This window comes from Streptosporangium sp. G11 (assembly GCF_051192615.1).
Lineage (GTDB): Bacteria > Actinomycetota > Actinomycetes > Streptosporangiales > Streptosporangiaceae > Streptosporangium.
The window spans coordinates 1-17,080 of the sequence record NZ_JBPJUQ010000084.1; the positions used below are offsets into that span (position 1 = coordinate 1).

Here is a 17,080-nt window from a genome sequence, read left to right on the forward strand (position 1 = left end):
TATCGGCCCGCAACGTGAGCGTCAGCCCGGCCCGGTGGGTGCCGAGCCAGAACTGCTGCCCGCAGACGGTCAGATTGTCCGAAGCGGGTACGCATGGTCTATCCCTTTGCTGGCCTCACACACCATTGGGAGGCTCAGCGCATGAGTGAACAAGAAGATCCTGCCGCACGTCAGGGGAAGACAACTGACGGCACCCAACCAGTGGACGGGTGGGGGAACGCAGCTCTTGCCCTGAGTACAGCAGTTCCCATCCTCGGCTTCATCGTCGAAGGAGAGCTCACAACTAACGCCCTCCTTGGAGCGCTCATCTTCGCGACCGTCGGAATTGGGCTACGTATTGAGGCAGCGATCAAGAGTCGTGGGTGACGTGCCACTCGTGTGCCAGTACGGCCGGGGACTCACGGGGACTCACGGACAGGGGAAGACCGTCTCTCACCTGCACCGCAGCACTTCAGGGAGCCGTGTACCGAAATCTTCCAAACTGGTGGTGCGGTGCCACCACAAGAAGTCCGCCGTGCGGCGGCTGTGACTTACGGCTCAGATGGACTTCACCCATGACCGAGCTTCGTCAGCAGGCATAGCAAGTTCACTTTGAACGCGTACTTGGCGATCAAGTTCATCGAGCGGAGACCCGCATGCACACACTGCTCTGAAGGAGGAGTCGTCTCTTTCGGTCATATCCGAACCCTTCCGTATTCTGTCCGCGGTTTCGCTCTCGAAGATCATGAAAGCTTCGTCTACTTGCTGGCGGCGTGCTCGTCGCGTGCCCGATGGGGCGGCGGACCAGGGGGATCAGCGGGAAGTCACGGGGAGCGCGATCAGCGCCGTGAGCTGCGTCTTCGCGGGCCAGGCAAGATCGATATCCATCTTTGCAGGCAGGATGTCGGTAGTTCGAGCCGTCACACAGCACGTGCTGTCCTTCAGTGGTTCGCCGGCAACCGGCACCCTGCTGACCCTGTGGGTCGCTACTCTCGTTCGGTTCCGACCATGAACCTGCTCACCGGCTGCCATGCGCCTCTGCCGGCTGCCAGACAAAATCGGCTTAAACGACGAAAGGTGCCGGATGGGCCGCCTACGGGAAGCAGTTAAAGGGTTCGCCTTCACGATGGTCTTAGGATTGATCGGATTCGGTGTGATCTTCGGAGTATCCGCGCTGTTCGATCTAACATGGCCGGCGAATGTGCTGGGCGGCCGATCCATGACACTCATCGGCTTGCTCTTGCTGCTGGTCCTGCTGGGACTCGTGGTCTTCGTCGTGTGGTTGGTGCGGAAGATCGGGAAAAGGCAACACCGGCCGGTTGAGTGACATCCGCCCATGCGAGTGCCGGAGGACGCGGCGACCGAAGACAGAGTGAAGACCCCGTACAGGGTTGCGGTTCGCCGCTGTGCCGGTCCGTTCCAGAAGGATCGCTGACGGGCGTTGGTGCAGGTGAGACCGTCCTGAACGATGGCGCCCCGAGCTGCTAACGCGGCTTGGGTAGACGCCCTGTCGCCTGGTGTTGCAGTTAAGGTCAAGACGTGGATGAAGCCATGGTGAGTGCGGAGAGGTGGCGCGGACAGGTTCGGGTACGAGGTTCCATCGAACAAGACCGTGCAGCGCCGGCCCGGCTGATCGAGTACGACCACGATCCGTTCGAGACCGAGTTGTATGAAAACTTCTCCGACCCGCAGAACCGGTTGGTCGACAGAGCCGAGAGGTCATATGCCGGTCAGTACGACCGTCGCCTACGCCGGCTGCGAGAGCGTGCCAGGCACGCCGAGGTCGATGAATAGCCGTTGCGGGATATGCGCGGGATGACCTTCGGCGGTTGAGATGGAGAAAGATGCTCTCGCCCTGGTGAGAGGCCCTGTCTCCGCTGGGAACGTAGCCCTCTTGAAAACCGCTGGCGGAGCCGCACATCCTTGCGATCGCCTCTTCCTCGGTGAGGGAGGATTGCTCTATGCGCCGTGTGACCTGAGGAGGTTTGGACATGAGGCCGTTGGCGATCCAGATCGATCCGTTGGGATCGGTCGGTCCGGTTCTGCTCGGCTCCCCTCGCGGGGAAGCCGGGCAGGCGTTGCGTGCCTGGGGTGAGCCCGTGGAGTACGCGCCGTATCCGGGGGCGCTGCCGCTCGATTGGAGGATCAGCGGTGGAGGGGGCGGCATCGACGCCATCGTCCACTGCGGCTCTACGGGAGTCGTCCAGACCGTGGAGATCTTCCGTGATGTCGACACCAGCCCCGGGGCTCAGGTGATTTTGCTGGGTATGGACGTGTTCTCCATGCCCGCCGAGCGGGTGGTGGAAGTCCTGCGGGAGCGCTTCGAGATCGAGGAGGACGGCTACAGCTGTACCGTCCCGGAACTGTCGATCGGCCTGGGGCGCCCCATGGTTCCGGACCAGGACGCCGACGAGGAAGAGCGCGAGCGCTACACCTGCTTCGACAACATCCTGGTCGCCGGCCCGGGTTACTACGCATCACCTCCCCTGCCGGAGGCCGGCCAGTAGAGCATGGGGAGCGATAGTGGTGCCGAGTTCGCCGAGGACCGTGTCAACCAGTGGCTGAGCGTGTATCAGGCCCTCTGAGCGGCCATGATCATCGGTAGGCCGGTCAACCACTCCGGCCGGTAGCCGGAGACTCCAAGGTCGAACACCTGACGATTGTCCCGGCCCGCCGCGTCTGGAACGCAGGCGCGCAAGAGTCAGGTATTCGACATGGAGCGGACTCACCGAGAAGACCGGGCCGGATCAGAGAGCGGTTCGGTGGCTTCGAGGAGCGCGAGACAGAGTCGGCGCGATGGCTCCAGCGGAGCATCGGCCATGGTCAAAGGGCATTTCGCGGGTGGGAGAATGGTGAGCCGTGATCGACAACCGTGTTCCCCCTCCCTTCCTCGGCGACGAGCGCGCCGTCCTGAACAACTGGCTCGACTGGCATCGTGAGACCCTGGCCGTCAAGTGCGCGGGGCTCTCGGAGGAGCAGCTCCGCCTGCGCTCCGCACCGCCGTCGACCCTGTCGCTGCTCGGCCTGGTCCGCCACATGGCACACGTGGAGCGTGCCTGGTTCCGCCGCGTGCTGAACGACGAGGACGTCCCCCTCCTTTACAAGACCGCCGACCCCGACGCCGACTTCAACGACGTGGACACCGCCTCCTCCGAGGAGGCCTTCGCCACCTGGCGGGCCGAGGTCGAGCACGCCCGCAAGCTCTCGGCCGAGGTGCCGCTGGACGCCGTCGGAAAGCGGCAGCGCCACGGGAAGGACTGCTCCCACCGCTGGATCCTCGTCCACATGATCGAGGAGTACGCCCGGCACAACGGCCACGCCGACCTGCTGCGCGAGCGGATCGACGGCGTCACCGGCGAGTAGCCCGCCCCTCCCCCGCCGTGATCACACGCGGGCTTCCGTCCGGCGGGAAAGGACGTCACCTCAACGGTCCGTCTTCGGTACGGCGGCGGAACACCCGGCTCGGACGGCCGGCGGGCGAGGCCGCCGGCTCCGGAACCGGAGGTGGCGGCCTCCCGGGTGGAGTGCGGCGAGCACGCGGGAGGCCGCCACGGCGTGTTCAGGCGATGAGCTGCCGGGTGATCGACGGGTCGGTGATGGCGGTGTCGCCGGCGAGCAGGAACGCCTTGGAGAGGATGACCGAGAGCATGCCGCCGTCCTCCTCGAAGGGCAGGAAGACGGACGCGGCGTCGCGGTCGTGCCCGGGGACGACGCACAGGTAGGCGTCGTTGGGCTCCATGAGGATGTTGCCCGACCCCAGGTGGATCTTGTAGGTCCGCAGGTCGCCGCGTACGCGCAGGAACCGGTCGGTCAGCTCCGCCCGGTCGGCGATCCTCAACCGGGGCAGCAGCCGGGCCAGCGCGTCGCGCCGGGTCCGGGCGGTCTCGGTGAGCTCGCCGAATCCGTAGGAGTGCCAGTAGTCCTCGTGCCCTCCGGTCGCCCGCTGGTCCAGGCCGACGGAGGCGACGCCCACGGCCAGATCGGCGTCGCGGAGCACCTCCGACAGCACCAGCGGCGGCACCTCCGTCAGCGGCACCCCCTCCGGCACGACGCGGCCGCCCGGCCGGTCAGGGCCGGAGAGCTCCTCCTGGCCGTCCCGGTGGAAGGTGATCTGCTCGGTGGCGCAGAAGGAGGGGGCTCCCCAGTCGTCGGCCGACGGGTCGCCGACCACGTGCATGCCCCAGCTGACCCGCCAGCCGGACAGCTCCCTGACCGCCGCGCCCTCGTCGCCGCCGCCCCCGTAGTCCCAGTGGCCGATGGACCGGCCGGTCCAGCCGCGCCGGCCCAGCAGCGTCTTGGCCTGGCCGTAGCGGAGCACGTGCCCGAAGAAGCGGCCCGAGTGGGTGCGGGTGCGCTCCTCGGCCGGGGTCAGCAGGTAGACCTCGCGGAACGCCTGCTTGTACGGCTGGCGGATCCCGTGCTCCAGCAGGTGGTCGCGCCAGGCCCGCACCTCCTCGGCGGTCGCGTGGATCGGGTGCCAGAGTCCGGCCGGGGCCTCGGGGTCCGGCCGGACCGTGTCTCCCCGTGGGCCGGACAGCTCCCAGCCCGCGTCGGTCCTGACCGGCAGCCCGGCCGGGCCCCGCGGGACCTGCCAGATGAGGGCGCGGGCGTACGGGCCGGTGACCGGATGGTCGAGGAAGAACTCGGTCACCTCCCGCCAGCGCCACGAGCGTTCCCTGATCAGCGCCCCCTCCAGCCGGAGCCGCTCCGCCGCGAACGCCTGCCTGAGCTCCTTCAGCGTGATCCTGAGGTCCGCCAGCGCCGGGTCCTTGCGGATGGCCTGCGGGGCCGACTTGACGGTCTTGCCCGCGGCGTTGACGAACCGCAGCGCGGGGCCGTCGGCGCACAGACGTACGCGGTAGTCGCCGATCTTCTCCTCCCGCGCCCCGTCCGGGGCGAGCCCGAAGTCCGGCACGGTGCGGTCCATCAGCTGCTCGCGGGTCAGCCCCGCCCGCTCGGCCACCGCGTCCAGGGTGAGCGCCACGTTCTTCAGCACGGATCTGGCGCGGACCTTGGCCTGGACGCGGGCCAGCGGTACGAGCGCCGCCATCCCGTCGCGGCGGGCCAGGACGCCGACGGCGGTGTTGGTGAGCCTCTCGCAGCGGCAGGTGGAGCCCATCCCGTTGCTTCCGGTGCCGCAGTGCAGCGCGACGTCGCCGAGGAGCGAGGTCACCCACCGCTCGTCGATCACCTCGCATGTCCACATCACGCCGCGCAGCGGCACGATGGTGCGCTCGCGCAGGAAGACGGTCTCCGTCCACTCGTGATCGCCGCTGACCTGCTTGACCTTCCGCTCCCGGTAGGCCGCCAGCCGGGTGAGGATCTCCCGGACCAGGGCGACCGCGTCGGGGGTGAGGAGCGCCCCGGCGGTCCGGAGCCACTTCCCGCTCGGTCTGGTGGACCTGGCGGTGTTCCAGTGGCGCAGCAGCGGCAGGACCGCGGGGTCAGCCAGGCGCGGGCCGTACTCCTCGGCCAGCAGCCGGGCGAAGGGGTCGCCCTCCCAGATGACGTTCCGCACCGCGCCATCGGGGCCGTGCTCGGCCGGTTCGGTCAGTAGCTCGTCGAGCCGCCCGGCCAGCGCCTCCCGTACCTGGCCGGCCCGTGCGTCCCACGCCGGCATCCGGGACCGGGGGCGCGGGGGCGGCTCCCTCAGCCATCCGAGGATCTCGCGGCGCTCCTGGAAACCGAGGCGGCGCGTCGACGCGAGCGGGAGCCGGAAGATCTCCTCGTAGCGGGTGTGGCCCCAGCGGACCAGCGCGTGCGCCTGGTCCACGAGGGTCAGCGCGTCCTTGGGCGTCCAGTCGATGTCGCGCTCGGCCACCGAGCGGATCAGCCGCAGGACGCGCTCGTCGTGGTCGTGACCTCCGTCCGGTCCCAGGTTCAGCTTCAGCTGCGCCCAGTGCCCGTACTCCCGCCAGTCGGTGTCCGGTCCGGGCGGCAGTCCCCGCTCGAAGAGCTCGTCGAAGCGGCGGTACGTCTCCCCGGCCACATATTCGATCATGTGGCTGCGAGCCTGGTTGATGTCGTCGACCTCGGTCATGTCAGCCGCCGACCAGCGGAACGAGCTTGATGAACGACACCACCGGGTCGGCGGTCAGGTCGACCGTCTCGGACAGGTCGTCGATCTGCCGCTCCCCGACCAGCAGCACGAACCCGTTGCGCAGGAACGCCCGCTCGGCGATGTCCGCCTGCTTCTCCCAGTCGACGCGCCGCCCGGTGCCGCCCGTCCGGTAGCCGTTCAGCTCGACCTCGGCGTCCACGGGACGGACCAGGCCAATGAACCGGGCGGAGGGATCGGCGTTGAACCGGGCGACCTCCTCCCGGACGCGCAGCCGCACGAGCTCGCGTGCCGAGATGCTCTCCGGAAGGTCAGGCAGGGTGAACTCGGTCAGCGGTTTCCCGGTTGCCGTCTCGTCCCGAAAGGTGACCGCTGCCATCCCGCGGCTCCATAGATCATCGGAAACATTGCGAGGCAATCGATATCAGTCGGAGCCGACAGAACGGGTGGCCTGTCTCATTCCCGGGAGCGGTCGTGCCGCCGCCGGGCGGCGAGGATCCGGTCGCCGTGTTCGGCCGGGCACACTGACGACTCCTCGGGTCTTCGCGAAAGATCTTCTTACCACCGGCTCCCCTTCTAAGGTGTTACGACGATGGAAGGTATGGCATTCGCCGATACGCGCGGGTGTGTCCTTGAACAGAGCTGAGTGTCGGTGACGACGGCGCGCACGAGGGGGCCCCGGACCACGAGGGACGTGTCCGGGGTCTGCGGCAGGACGGTCGCCACGGCGACCGCTTCCAAAGGACGTCGTACCGGCACCAGACGGGGGAACGGGTGGCGACGATGGACGAGGAAGTACGGTTCGGTGTTCTGGGGCCGCTGGAGGTGACGCGCGACGGCCGGGTGGTCCCGGTCTCGGCGGTCAAGCAGCGGGTCGTGTTGGCGACGCTTCTTCTGCACGCCAACCGGCCCGTCTCGCTCGACCTGCTGATCGAGCGGATCTGGGACGGCACCGTGGAGAGGGACGGCGCGCGTGCGGCGGTGCAGGCCCATGTCGGCCGGCTGCGCGGCACCCTCCAGGCCGGCCTCGACGGCCGTTCCCCGATCCAGACCCGTGATCACGGGTACAGCATCAAGGCGACTCCGGACACTCTTGACGTCGTGCGATTTCAGGATCTCGTGAGTCGTGCGACGGAGGCGGGCGATGCCGAGGAGGAGGGCGCCCTGCTCAGGCGGGCTCTCACGCTGAGCCGGGGCCCCATCCTGGCCAACGTGCCGTCGGCCTCCCTGCACCAGGTCGAAGTGGCGTGGCTGACCGAGGAGCACCTGCGGGTACAGGCGCGCTGGTTCGACGTGGGTCTCCGCCTCGGCCGCCACGACGAGCTGGTCACCGAGATCCGGACGACCACGGCCACCCACCCGTTACGCGAACGGTTCTGGGCCCAGTTGATGCTCGCGCTGCATCGATGCGGGCGACAGGCCGAGGCGCTGCAGGCGTACCAGAGCGTCGTCACGCTGCTCCGCGACGAGCTGGGCATAGACCCCGGCGGTGAGTTGCGCCGCCTGCACCAGGCCATCCTCTCCGACGACCCGGAGCTGGCCTTCTCCCCCGGTGCGGCCAGAACGGCGATCACCCCTTCCGCGCGCGAGGCGACGCGGGCGGACGGCGACCACGAGGGCCCCCCGGTCCCCGCGGAGCTTCCGGTGAACGTGACCACATTCGCCGGCCGCCAGGGAGAACTGCGCGTTCTTCGCGACGCGTTGACAGGGGACGGGCCGGGGCCGAGAAGGATCGCCATCGTCGGCGCGGGCGGAACGGGCAAGTCGGCGCTGGCCGTACACGCCGCGCACGGTGTCGCCGGACGGTTTCCCGACGGCCTGCTCTACGTCAACCTGCACGGTGCCACGCCCAACGCGGAGCCGTTGAAACCGCAGGAGGTGCTCCGGCGGTTCCTGCGGTCCCTCGGCATGGCCGATTCCGCCGTCCCCACCGAGGTGGAGGAGGCCGCGGGGCGTTTCCGGTCCTTCACCAGCGGCAGGCGAGTGCTCGTCGTCCTGGACAACGCCCGTGACGCGGCGCAGGTACGGCTGCTGCTCCCCGGCGGTTCCCGTTGCGGTGTGCTGATCACCAGCCGCAGGGCGCTCGGTTCCCTGGACGGGGTGGCGCAGCAGCGGCTGGGCATGCTGCCGGACGAGGAGGCCCTGTCGCTGTTCGCCCTCCTGGTCGGTTCCGCCCGGGTGGCCGAGGAGCCGGGGCCCGCCGCCGAGGTCGTCCGGCAGTGCGGGAACCTTCCGCTCGCCGTACGCATCGCCGCGGCCCGGCTCACCAACCGGCCCACCTGGCGCATCTCCACCCTCGTGGGCCGGCTCGCCGCCGAACACCGCCGCCTGTCGGAACTCAGGGTGGACGACCAGGCCGTCCGGGCGAGTTTCATGGTCAGCTACCACGACCTGACGGCGAGCAGGGAAAGCTCCGACGCCGCCCGCGTCTTCCGCCTGCTCGGCGTGCTGGACCTTCCCGACGTCTCCGTCCCCGTGGCCGCGGCCCTGGCAGCCGTCCCGGACGAGCGGGCCGAGGAGCTCCTCGACCAACTCGTGGACATGCAACTGGTGGAGACCCCCGCCCCCGGCCGGTACGCCATGCACGACCTGTTGCGCCTGTTCGCCCGTGAAAGGGCCGGGGAGCAGGAGAGCCGGGAGCAGCGAGTGCGGGCCGTCGAGCGCGTGTGGCACCACTATGTCGCCACCGCGCGCACCGCGACCGGTCTGGTCCGCCCGAAGGCGAGGTGGCGCACGGAGATAGGCGTCCGGGTGCCGTCCCGCCAGGACGCGGAACTGACGACCAGGGAAGGCGTCTACCTGTGGACCGACGCGGAGGTGTGCAACGTGCTCACCGTCGTCGCCCAGGCGACCAGGGCGTCCGACCACGAGGTGGCCGCCGCGCTGGCCGCCGCCTTCGCCTTCCCGCTGTACGACCGGGGCCGATGGGGAGACCAGCTGGAGCTCTTCACGACGGCGGTCCGCTCGGCCGAGAGCTCCGGTGAGCCGGCTCATCTGGCCCTCGCCTACAGCGACCGGGGCTGGGCCCGGTCGCGGCTGGGTCACCTGCACGAGGCGATCGGCGATCTGCGGCGGTCACTGGAGGTCTACCGCCAGATGGGCAACCACCACCGCGCCGCCACCCAGCTCGAGGGGCTCGGCGGCGTCTACCGGCGGCTGGGCGACTTCGAGAACGCGATCGGTCACTACCACCAGGCGCTCGACGGGTTCCGCGAGCACGGTGATCATTACTTGCAGGGCGGGGCCCTTTCCAACCTCGGTGTCACCTACCAGCACGCCGGCCGCTACCGGGAGGCGATCGACGCCCACACCCGCTCGATCGCCTTCCTCCGCGACAGCGGAGACACCCTGGCGGCCACGGCCGCCCTGGGCAACCTCGCCGAAGGTCACCGGCTGGCGGGCGAGGCGAAGCAGTCGGCCGTCCTTTTCGAGGAGACTCTCGCCCTCGACCACCAGGAGGGTCTCGCGGGCACCTACTGGGAGGCCGAACACCTGTGGGGCCTCGGACGAGCCCTGCACGACCTGGGCGAGGACGACCGGGCCAGGCAGTGCTGGCGCCACTCCTCCGAGATCCTCCTCACGCTCCGTCTCATCGGCGCCGAGGAGAGGGACGCCATCGTGGCCGCCGACCACCCGCCGACGCCCGAGATCATCGAGCGCCACCTCTGAGCGGCCTGTGGGCGATACGTCGGCGGCCTGTCGGTGACACGTAGACGTGCGGCCCTACGGTCTTCCCACGTACGTCACCGTCTGCCGAACGACGCACGCGCACGCACGGTCTCTCCGGCGTGCCTCGGCGAAGGCGAATCGACATCACCTCAGAAGGAGCAGTAACGCATGTCTTTCAACCTCTCCAGGGCCGTTCTGGTCACGTCGGTGGCGGCGCTCGCCGTGCTGCCGGCGGCGCACGCCGCTCAGGCGGTGGCCGGACCGCTGGGGAAGGCGGCCGGTGTCGTCGGGGCCCCCACCCTGCTCGGCTCCACTCTCGAGGTCGACGAGAAGCTTGAGGCCGACGACTATCTGCAGTCCCCGAACCAGCGGTTCAGGCTCTACATGCAAAAGGACGGCAACCTCGTCGTCCGTGACGAGGAGGAGGCGGTGTGGGAGTCGAGGACGTCGGGCGCGGGGGCGTTCGCCTACCTGCAAAAGGATGGCAACTTCGTCGTCCGCTCCGCCTCGGGCAAGGCCCTGTGGACCAGCAAGACCAGTGGCACGGGCGTCAGGCTGACCCTGCGGGACGACGGCGACGCGGTCATCCGGTCGAGTGCCGGCAAGGCGCTGTGGTCCTGGAAGAGCACGTCCTGGAGGCTGGCCACCGACGAGTCGCTCAAGGCGGGTGACTACCTTCGGTCGCTGAACCGCAAGTACCTCCTGCACATGCAGGCCGACGGCAACCTGGTTCTTCTCAACGAGGCGAAGCGGGTGCTGTGGCACACCAAGACGGGAGGCAACCCCGGAGCGTTCGCCTACCTGCAGAAGGACGGCAACCTCGTCGTCCGCTCCACCTCGGGCAAGGCCCTGTGGAGCAGCGGCAAGAGCGCTCCGGGCGGCACGCTCTACCTTCAGGAGGACGGCAACCTCGTCATCCGCACCGTCGACGGCGAGGCGGCCTGGACCAGGTAGGAGGCTTCCGGGGAAACCGGGGAAGGGCGCCGCGGAGGACGGTGGCGCCTTGACCGAGGGAAGGTCGCCCGCACGGCCCGCGAGTCCGTACGACCCGCATGCTCCGCACAGCCTGCGTGGTCCACACGGCCCGCGTGGCCCGCACGGCCGCCCTCGGCCGAACCCTGACGGAACCGGACCCCGGGATGGAGGCTCCCGTCGTGGCCGCGGCCACGCCGGAGCCTGGCGGGCGGAGCACCGGTGACGGAGCCGACGGGCGCGGGGACTCTCGTCGGTTCCGTCACGATGCCGGTCGCGCCGGAGGAGCCCGCCCTGGCCGATGTCAGTCCCGCCGGAAGAGCCTGCCCTGGCTGGTCGCCATCGACAGGCTCTTCCCCGCGACGGTGTGGCTGGTTCCGTTGGCCAGCGCGATGCCATCGGAGATGACGGCCTCGGTGACGACGCGCCGCCACGCGCCCGGCGGGGCGTGCCGGATCCACCGCGTCTCCAGGTCGAGGGTCACGGGCTGGACGGGGCCGATTCCCTCGCTGCGGAACACGCACTCCAGAAGAAAGCAGTCGTAGAGCAACAGGTCGACGAGCGATTCGTGGATCTGTTCTCCGATGAGTTCCGGCCGTACGCGTGCCCAGACCTCGCATCGCGGTACGCCGTCGCCCATCGCCCCCGGGCTGAGGGGATAGTCGATGGCCAGGATGTCGAAGTTCTTGAAGAACGCGACCTCGTCCTCCAGCCAGTGGATCCGGGGGGCGTCCGGCTCCGGGGCCTCGGCGTCGGGTCCGGCCGCCGTCAGCCGAGGATCCAGCAGCCACACGTGCCCGGTGAAGACCAGGGCGTCCTGCTGGAGCAGGTCGACGCGGACCAGCTGCGCGCTCTTGCCCTGCCGGAGGACTTCGAGCCGGCCGTCGAGCCGGCCGGGCGCCGCCACCTGCGGATAGCAGCCGTGAATTCCCCCGAGGGTGAGCCCCGGGGCGCCGTTCATGGCCACCTTGGCGGCGAACGCGGCCAGGAACCCCCCGAAGACGCGCCCCGCGAACATCCATTCCTCACCCGCCAGGCCCTGAAATCCCGAACCGGTCGGTGTGAGGGCGAAGGACGTGTCAAGCGTCACCAGAACCTCCTGTTATGCGTACGACGGCGGCGGCCACGACGCCGGCGGGCTCCACCGCGGTCAGCAGGGCGAGCCGGCCGCCGGAGCCGGGGTCGGCGGCGGCGTGGCTCAGCAGCGCGGCCATCTGGAAGGAACCGGTGGCCGAGTGTGTCTGCCCGAGGGACTCGGTCATGGGGGGAAGCGGCGTCAGGGGTCGGCAGACGGCGGTGAGCGCCCTGAACTCGGCGTCCCCCGTCATCCCGGAACCGAGCGCCGCCCACAGGGGCTCGCCGGGCGTGCGCGACAGCGCCCGGTGCGCGGCGCGGGTCACCGCGGCGCCGATGTCGCCATCGGTCACGGCCGTGGACGTGACGGCGGTGACCTCGGCCAGGCCCCCGGCGGCCGCGGGCACCAGCCGGAGCATCGCGCAGCCTTCGGCGAGGGGGACCTGGCCGGTGCCGGGGTCGCGACTCCAGGACCGGGCCTCGGACAGCTCCTCGGCGGCGCCCGCCAGGATGGCGTCCGCCCGTCCGGTCATCAGCAGGCGCCTGCAGTAGCCGAGGGCGAGCAGGATCGTCGGCCTGCCCGCGGCGAGGGTGGCGTTGGGGCCCTTGAGGCCGTGCCAGATCGCGCACTGGCCCGCGACGCCGTTCATGGCCGCGTTGAGGATGGTGGACGGCGGGATGTGGTACGGCTTGGCGGCGGTCAGGGAGTCCCGGTTCAGATCCAGGATGCTCTGCGCGCTGCCGTTGGTGGTGCCCAGGACCACGCCGACGCGCGAGGGTTCGTCGTCGGCGGCGCGCAGCCGGGCGGCGTTCGCCACGGCCAGCGCCGTGGCACGGTTCATGGTGCGCGTGCCCTGGCGCCCGAGGAAGCTCCGGGGGTCGAAATCCGGCACGGGCCGGGGGCCGTCGGCGAGCGGGCGGCGCGAGACCATGCCCGCGGCGACGTCACCGGTGTCCGTACCGTGCGGGGACATGGCCGACCAGGCGGTGATGATCATGGAGTCTCCCCGCACCTGGCGAGCAGGACGATGGCGTTGTTGCCGCTGAAGGCGAAGCCGTTGTTCTGCACGATCCGCAGGTCGGCGCCGACCGCCCGGTTGGGCACGCAGTCGATCTCGCATTCGGGGTCGGTCCTGCGGTGGTTGACCGTCGGAGGGATGAACCCCTCGGTGATCGCGATGGCGCAGGCGATCGCGCTGAGCGCGGCCGAGGCTCCCATGGTGTGGCCGAGCATCGACTTCAGGGAGACGACGGGGGGAGGCTTGGCGCCGTAGACCTCCCTGATCGCGCGGACTTCGGTGAGGTCGTTGGCCTTGGTCCCGGTGCCGTGCGCCGCCACGAGATCCACCTCCTCCGGCCGCACCCCGGCATCGCGCAACGCCAGTTCCATGCAGGCCTGGATGCTGTCCTGGTCGGGGGCGGTGGCGTGTCGCGCGTCGCAGTTCAGGCCGTATCCGAGCACCTCCGCGTAAATGGGCGCGCCGCGCGCCCGGGCCGAGGTGAGGCTCTCGAGCAGCAGCACCCCCGCGCCCTCGGCGCTGAGGATGCCCCGGCGGTCGGCGTCGAAGGGGCGGCACCGGTCCGGCGCCATGATGCCGAGCCGGTAGAACGAGGCGAAGGACCGGCGGCAGATCGCGTCGGCGCCGCCCACCAGCGCGTAGTCGGCGTCACCGATCCTGATCGCGTCGAACCCGTCCCCGATGGCGTAGTTGCCCGCCGAGCACGCGGTGGCCACCGTCAACGGCTCGACGTCCGGCAGCCCCAGCTCCCAGGCTATGGCCGCCGACAGCCGGTAGGTGCCCGCCCGGGCGGCCAGCTCCGGATCCACGGCCCGGACGCCGCCGTCGACCGACTGGGCGGCGAGCCTGTCGAGGTCCTGGGCCTCGCCGTCGGCGGTGCCGATGGTGACGCAGCCTCGCCGTCCCCGCAGGTCACCGGCGTCCAGACCGGCGTCGGCCACGGCCATGACGGCGGCGGCGACGGCGAAAGCGCTCGCCCGTCCCAACGCCTCTGCGGGCAGCCGGGTGATCCAGCCGGCGGGATCGAACGCCGTGACCTCACATCCGTTGGCGTGGTCGAATCCGGAGGTGTCGAAGGCCGTGATCGGCACGACCGCGTTCCGCCCGGCCCGCAGCCCCTCCGTGAACTCGGCGACGCCGACACCGATGCCGGACACCACGCCGAGACCCGTTATCACCACCCGTTCGGGCATGGCGCTCAGGCCTCGGCGACGGCTGCGTGGATGCCCGCCAGGCTCACCATGCGTTCGACCTCGGCCTGGTCGATGGTGACGCCCAGGCTGTCCTCGAGGGCCGTCAGGATCTCGATCAGCGCCACCGAGTCCGTGCCGAACTCCTCGGAGAACACCATCGTCTCCGTCAGCTTGCCGGGGTCGACCTCGAGAATCTCGCAGACGATGTCCTTGATCCGCCCTCTGACGTCATCGGTGAGTTCCATCATGTCCTCCCACTCTTGGCGTTCGAGGCCCCCATCGCGTGAGCCCCGCCATCGACGTGCAGGATCTCCCCGGTGGTCGCGGGGAACCAGTCCGACAGCAGCGCGACGCACGCGCGGGCCGTCGGCACGGGATCGCCGGTGTCCCAGCCCAGCGGGGCGTGCTCGGTCCACACGTCCGCGACATCGCGGAAGCCGGGAATCCCCTTGGCGGCCGGGGTCTCCAGGGGTCCGGCGGCCACCAGGTTGACCCGGATCCCCTGCGGACCGACATATTTGGCCAGATAGCGGGCGCACGACTCCAGGCTCGCCTTCGCCACGCCCATCCAGTCGTACAGCGGCCACGCGCGGGAGGCGTCGAAGTCCAGGCCCACCACCGCGCCCCCCTCCTTCATCAGCGGCAGGCACGCGGTGGTCAGGGACTTCAGGGAGTAGGCGGAGGTGTGCACCGCCGTCGCCACGTCCTCCCAGGAGGTGTTGAGGAAGTTGCCGCCCAGCGCCGTCCTGGGGGCGGCCCCGATCGCGTGGACGACGCCGTCCAGCCCGTCGGCGTGCTCGCGAATCCGGTCCGCCAGCGTGTCGAGCTGCGTCGCGCTCGTCACGTCGAGCTCGATCACCGGCGGCGGGGCGGGAAGGCGCCTGGCGATGCGCGCGGTCAGCGAGGGCCGGGGGTAGGCGGTGAGCACGACCTGGGCGCCCTCCTGCTGCGCGACCTTCGCGACGTGGAAGGCGATCGACGTCTCGGCCAGCACGCCGGTGATCAGAATGCGTTTGCCGTCGAGGATTCCCATTGGACGCTTCCCTTCTCAGAACCCCATGGCCAGGCCGCCGTCGACGGGGATCACCGCGCCGGTGACGAACGCGGCGTCCGGGCCGGCCAGGAAGCGCACGACCTTCGCGACCTCCTCGGGGGCCGCCGTGCGGCCCAGCGGCGTTCTCGCCAGCGTCTCCGCCTTGACCTTGTCGGAAAGGCCCGCGGTCATGTCGGTGTCCACGAGGCCGGGGGCGACCACGTTGACGGTGATGTTCCATGGGCCGAGCTCACGCGCCAGCGATCTCGCCAGGCCCACCAGTCCCGCCTTGGAGGCGGCGTAGTTGGCCTGCCCGGCCTGGCCCATGAAGGCGACCACGGAGCTGACGAAGATGAGCCGTCCCGCGCGTGCCCGCATCATGGGCCTGGCGGCCCGCCTGGCCACGAGCATGGCGGCGGTGAGGTTGGTGTCGAGCACCTCGGCGAAGTCCCGGTCCTTCATCAGCACCAGGAGCTTGTCCCGGGTGATCCCGGCGTTGGAGACCACCACGTCCGGCGGCCCCTGCTCGGCCTCGATCTGCTTGAAGGCGGCGTCGACCTCCTGCGCGCTCGTCACGTCGCACCTCACCCCGAACAACCCCTCGGGGGCGTCGCTCGTCCGGTACGTCACGGCCACCGCGTCGCCGGCGCCGGCCAGCTCCCGCGCGATGGCCAGGCCGATTCCCCGGTTACCGCCGGTCACCAGAACGGATCGTTTCATCAGGTCTCCATCGGGCCCAGCTCGGCCACGAACTGATCGAGGAAGTCCCGCCGGGACGTCACGGGAGCGGCGGGACGCACGACGAACTTGGTCAGCCCCGCGTCGACGAAACGGCGCATCTCCTCCCTGGCCGCCGCCCACCCCCGGCACACCAGGGTTCGCGGGTCGGCTCCGTCGGGGCGTCTGCGGCGGATGCCGTCCAGCAGGGCGCCGACGGCGCGCTCGTCGGCGTCGTCGAGGACGACCGTCAGGTAGGTGCCGTAGTGGTCCGGCTCGATCTCCCGGCCCGCGTCCGCGGCGGCACGCTCGATCCGCACGCGGCAGGCTTCGGCCTCGCCGGAGGTGATGTTGCTGCCCAGCCAGCCGTCGGCCAGCCGTCCCACCCGGTCCAGGGCGGCCGGCAGGCGTCCGCTCAGCCACAGATCCAGCGGCTTGGCGGGCAGGGGGGCTATCGAGACCTCGTCCAGGTGAAAGAACTCGCCGTGGTGAGTGACGTTCGGCCTGCTCAGCAGCGCCCGGACGACGGTCAGCGCCTCTTCGAACACCTCGGCGTGGCGGCCCGGCGGCACCGCGTAGGCGGGGCGGTCGGCCGGCTGCGCCGGGCGGATGCCGAAGGTCGGCAGCACTCTTCCCGGCGCGAGGGCGGCGAGGCCGGCCAACTGCATGGCGACCACGGCCGGGTCGCGCCCCGGCAGGATCAGCACGCCGGTGCCCAGCTTGAGCCGCCGGGTGCGCCCGGCGATGTAGGCCAGTCCGATCAGCGGGTCCACCGTGTGCGGCGCCGAGGCCAGGTCCGACAGCCACACCGAGTCGACGCGGTGGGCCTCCAGCTCGTCGGCCAGCTCCGCCAGGCCCGCGGCCGGGTCGTGCGCGCCGACCGGGACGTGGCCCACCCCGATGCGTACCTTCACGGCGAACCGTCGCGGAGGGGAGAGACCGGGCCGAGCGCGTCGACCAGCCGGTCCGGCACGGGCACCGTTCCCGAGCCGTCGGTGGCGACCGCGACGTACACCACGCAGCCGAGGGCGGTCACCTCGCCGTCGCGGCGGAAGGCGAAGTCCAGGGTGAAGCTCTTCTTGCCGATCCGCGCCGTGCCGACCAGCACCTCGGGCCGGTCCGCGGCCCGCACGGGCGCCTTCCAGTCGATCTCGACGTGCGCGAGGTGCACGTCGACGCCCAGCTCGCCCCACTCGGAGTACGGTACGCCGCGGTGGACGAAGAAGCCGTCCACCGCCTCGTCCACGTACGCCAGGTACCACATGTTGAACATGACGCCCTGGCCGTCGATCTCGTAGAAGCGCGGCGTGAAGCGCTGTGAGTACACGTGGCCGGGGTCCGGCGTCTCCGTTGTTGCGTCTGCCAT

Annotated in this window: 16 protein-coding genes; 6 read left to right on the forward strand and 10 right to left on the reverse strand. The window is 70.3% G+C overall.

The genetic code is table 11. From position 1 onward, the window contains the following. Positions 1–1,063: 1,063 nt before the first annotated feature. The 4 genes from ACSDR0_RS41840 to ACSDR0_RS41855 all read left to right on the forward strand — a co-directional run bounded on the left by ACSDR0_RS41840 (position 1,064) and on the right by ACSDR0_RS41855 (position 3,342). The gene (locus ACSDR0_RS41840; RefSeq protein ID WP_435294519.1) at positions 1,064–1,306 is read left to right on the forward strand and encodes a hypothetical protein; all 243 of its coding nucleotides are present in this window, start codon (positions 1,064–1,066) and stop codon (positions 1,304–1,306) included. Between the two features lie 212 nt (positions 1,307–1,518). Further along, positions 1,519–1,773 carry a hypothetical protein gene (locus tag ACSDR0_RS41845; protein WP_435294520.1) on the forward strand — a complete coding sequence of 85 codons (255 nt, stop codon included), beginning with the start codon at positions 1,519–1,521 and terminating at the stop codon, positions 1,771–1,773. Between the two features lie 197 nt (positions 1,774–1,970). After that, on the forward strand, positions 1,971–2,486 hold the full coding sequence (locus tag ACSDR0_RS41850) for a hypothetical protein (RefSeq protein WP_435294521.1): 516 nt from the start codon (positions 1,971–1,973) through the stop codon (positions 2,484–2,486). Between the two features lie 352 nt (positions 2,487–2,838). Further along, positions 2,839–3,342 carry a DinB family protein gene (locus ACSDR0_RS41855; protein WP_435294522.1) on the forward strand — a complete coding sequence of 168 codons (504 nt, stop codon included), beginning with the start codon at positions 2,839–2,841 and terminating at the stop codon, positions 3,340–3,342. 196 nt (positions 3,343–3,538) lie between these two features. Here ACSDR0_RS41855 and ACSDR0_RS41860 read toward each other — a convergent pair whose 3' ends face one another. Together ACSDR0_RS41860 and ACSDR0_RS41865 are read right to left on the reverse strand one after the other, a co-directional pair. Beyond that, entirely contained in the window at positions 3,539–6,019 is a 2,481-nt protein-coding gene (locus ACSDR0_RS41860) for a DUF4132 domain-containing protein (RefSeq protein WP_435294523.1), read from the reverse strand. Position 6,020: 1 nt separating this feature from the next. After that, on the reverse strand, positions 6,021–6,416 hold the full coding sequence (locus tag ACSDR0_RS41865) for a hypothetical protein (RefSeq protein WP_435294524.1): 396 nt from the start codon (positions 6,414–6,416) through the stop codon (positions 6,021–6,023). A 404-nt stretch (positions 6,417–6,820) separates the two neighbouring features. Between ACSDR0_RS41865 and ACSDR0_RS41870 the strand changes: the two genes are divergently transcribed. Together ACSDR0_RS41870 and ACSDR0_RS41875 are read left to right on the forward strand one after the other, a co-directional pair. Beyond that, the gene (locus tag ACSDR0_RS41870; RefSeq protein ID WP_435294525.1) at positions 6,821–9,706 is read left to right on the forward strand and encodes an AfsR/SARP family transcriptional regulator; all 2,886 of its coding nucleotides are present in this window, start codon (positions 6,821–6,823) and stop codon (positions 9,704–9,706) included. 168 nt (positions 9,707–9,874) lie between these two features. Continuing rightward, the gene (locus tag ACSDR0_RS41875) at positions 9,875–10,660 is read left to right on the forward strand and encodes a bulb-type lectin domain-containing protein (RefSeq protein ID WP_435294526.1); all 786 of its coding nucleotides are present in this window, start codon (positions 9,875–9,877) and stop codon (positions 10,658–10,660) included. 322 nt (positions 10,661–10,982) lie between these two features. Here ACSDR0_RS41875 and ACSDR0_RS41880 read toward each other — a convergent pair whose 3' ends face one another. The 8 genes from ACSDR0_RS41880 to ACSDR0_RS41915 are packed head-to-tail and all read right to left on the reverse strand — an operon-like array spanning position 10,983 to position 17,080. Next, positions 10,983–11,768 carry a thioesterase family protein gene (locus ACSDR0_RS41880; RefSeq protein WP_435294527.1) on the reverse strand — a complete coding sequence of 262 codons (786 nt, stop codon included), beginning with the start codon at positions 11,766–11,768 and terminating at the stop codon, positions 10,983–10,985. Further along, positions 11,758–12,750, reverse strand: a complete 993-nt coding sequence (locus tag ACSDR0_RS41885; RefSeq protein WP_435294528.1) for a beta-ketoacyl synthase N-terminal-like domain-containing protein — start codon at positions 12,748–12,750, stop codon at positions 11,758–11,760. Before ACSDR0_RS41885 ends, ACSDR0_RS41880 begins: the two co-directional genes overlap by 11 nt. After that, complete coding sequence (locus tag ACSDR0_RS41890; protein WP_435294529.1) at positions 12,747–13,964, reverse strand: beta-ketoacyl-[acyl-carrier-protein] synthase family protein; 1,218 nt, start codon at positions 13,962–13,964, stop codon at positions 12,747–12,749. The genes ACSDR0_RS41885 and ACSDR0_RS41890 overlap by 4 nt, the downstream gene beginning before the upstream one ends. Before the next feature lie 5 nt (positions 13,965–13,969). Further along, a complete protein-coding gene (locus tag ACSDR0_RS41895; RefSeq protein ID WP_435294530.1) occupies positions 13,970–14,209 on the reverse strand; it encodes an acyl carrier protein in 240 nt (79 codons plus the stop codon). Then, complete coding sequence (fabI, locus tag ACSDR0_RS41900; RefSeq protein ID WP_435294531.1) at positions 14,209–14,997, reverse strand: enoyl-ACP reductase FabI; 789 nt, start codon at positions 14,995–14,997, stop codon at positions 14,209–14,211. The genes ACSDR0_RS41895 and fabI overlap by 1 nt, the downstream gene beginning before the upstream one ends. 15 nt (positions 14,998–15,012) lie before the next feature. Next, entirely contained in the window at positions 15,013–15,717 is a 705-nt protein-coding gene (gene fabG / locus ACSDR0_RS41905; RefSeq protein ID WP_435294532.1) for a 3-oxoacyl-ACP reductase FabG, read from the reverse strand. Next, positions 15,717–16,628: a TIGR03854 family LLM class F420-dependent oxidoreductase gene (locus tag ACSDR0_RS41910; RefSeq protein WP_435294533.1), complete on the reverse strand. Its 912-nt coding sequence runs from the start codon at positions 16,626–16,628 to the stop codon at positions 15,717–15,719. The genes fabG and ACSDR0_RS41910 overlap by 1 nt, the downstream gene beginning before the upstream one ends. Next, positions 16,625–17,080: an acyl-CoA thioesterase gene (locus ACSDR0_RS41915; RefSeq protein WP_435294534.1), complete on the reverse strand. Its 456-nt coding sequence runs from the start codon at positions 17,078–17,080 to the stop codon at positions 16,625–16,627. The genes ACSDR0_RS41910 and ACSDR0_RS41915 overlap by 4 nt, the downstream gene beginning before the upstream one ends.

Bases quoted from the DNA above. Each gene is read 5' to 3' on its own strand.
- ACSDR0_RS41915 (WP_435294534.1), bottom strand. From the start codon at position 17,080: ATGGCAGACGCAACAACGGAGACGCCGGACCCCGGCCACGTGTACTCA.
- ACSDR0_RS41860 (WP_435294523.1), bottom strand. From the start codon at position 6,019: ATGACCGAGGTCGACGACATCAACCAGGCTCGCAGCCACATGATCGAA.
- ACSDR0_RS41875 (WP_435294526.1), top strand. From the start codon at position 9,875: ATGTCTTTCAACCTCTCCAGGGCCGTTCTGGTCACGTCGGTGGCGGCG.
- ACSDR0_RS41865 (WP_435294524.1), bottom strand. From the start codon at position 6,416: ATGGCAGCGGTCACCTTTCGGGACGAGACGGCAACCGGGAAACCGCTG.
- ACSDR0_RS41890 (WP_435294529.1), bottom strand. From the start codon at position 13,964: ATGCCCGAACGGGTGGTGATAACGGGTCTCGGCGTGGTGTCCGGCATC.
- ACSDR0_RS41850 (WP_435294521.1), top strand. From the start codon at position 1,971: ATGAGGCCGTTGGCGATCCAGATCGATCCGTTGGGATCGGTCGGTCCG.
- ACSDR0_RS41895 (WP_435294530.1), bottom strand. From the start codon at position 14,209: ATGGAACTCACCGATGACGTCAGAGGGCGGATCAAGGACATCGTCTGC.
- fabI (WP_435294531.1), bottom strand. From the start codon at position 14,997: ATGGGAATCCTCGACGGCAAACGCATTCTGATCACCGGCGTGCTGGCC.
- ACSDR0_RS41840 (WP_435294519.1), top strand. From the start codon at position 1,064: ATGGGCCGCCTACGGGAAGCAGTTAAAGGGTTCGCCTTCACGATGGTC.
- ACSDR0_RS41885 (WP_435294528.1), bottom strand. From the start codon at position 12,750: ATGATCATCACCGCCTGGTCGGCCATGTCCCCGCACGGTACGGACACC.
- ACSDR0_RS41870 (WP_435294525.1), top strand. From the start codon at position 6,821: ATGGACGAGGAAGTACGGTTCGGTGTTCTGGGGCCGCTGGAGGTGACG.
- fabG (WP_435294532.1), bottom strand. From the start codon at position 15,717: ATGAAACGATCCGTTCTGGTGACCGGCGGTAACCGGGGAATCGGCCTG.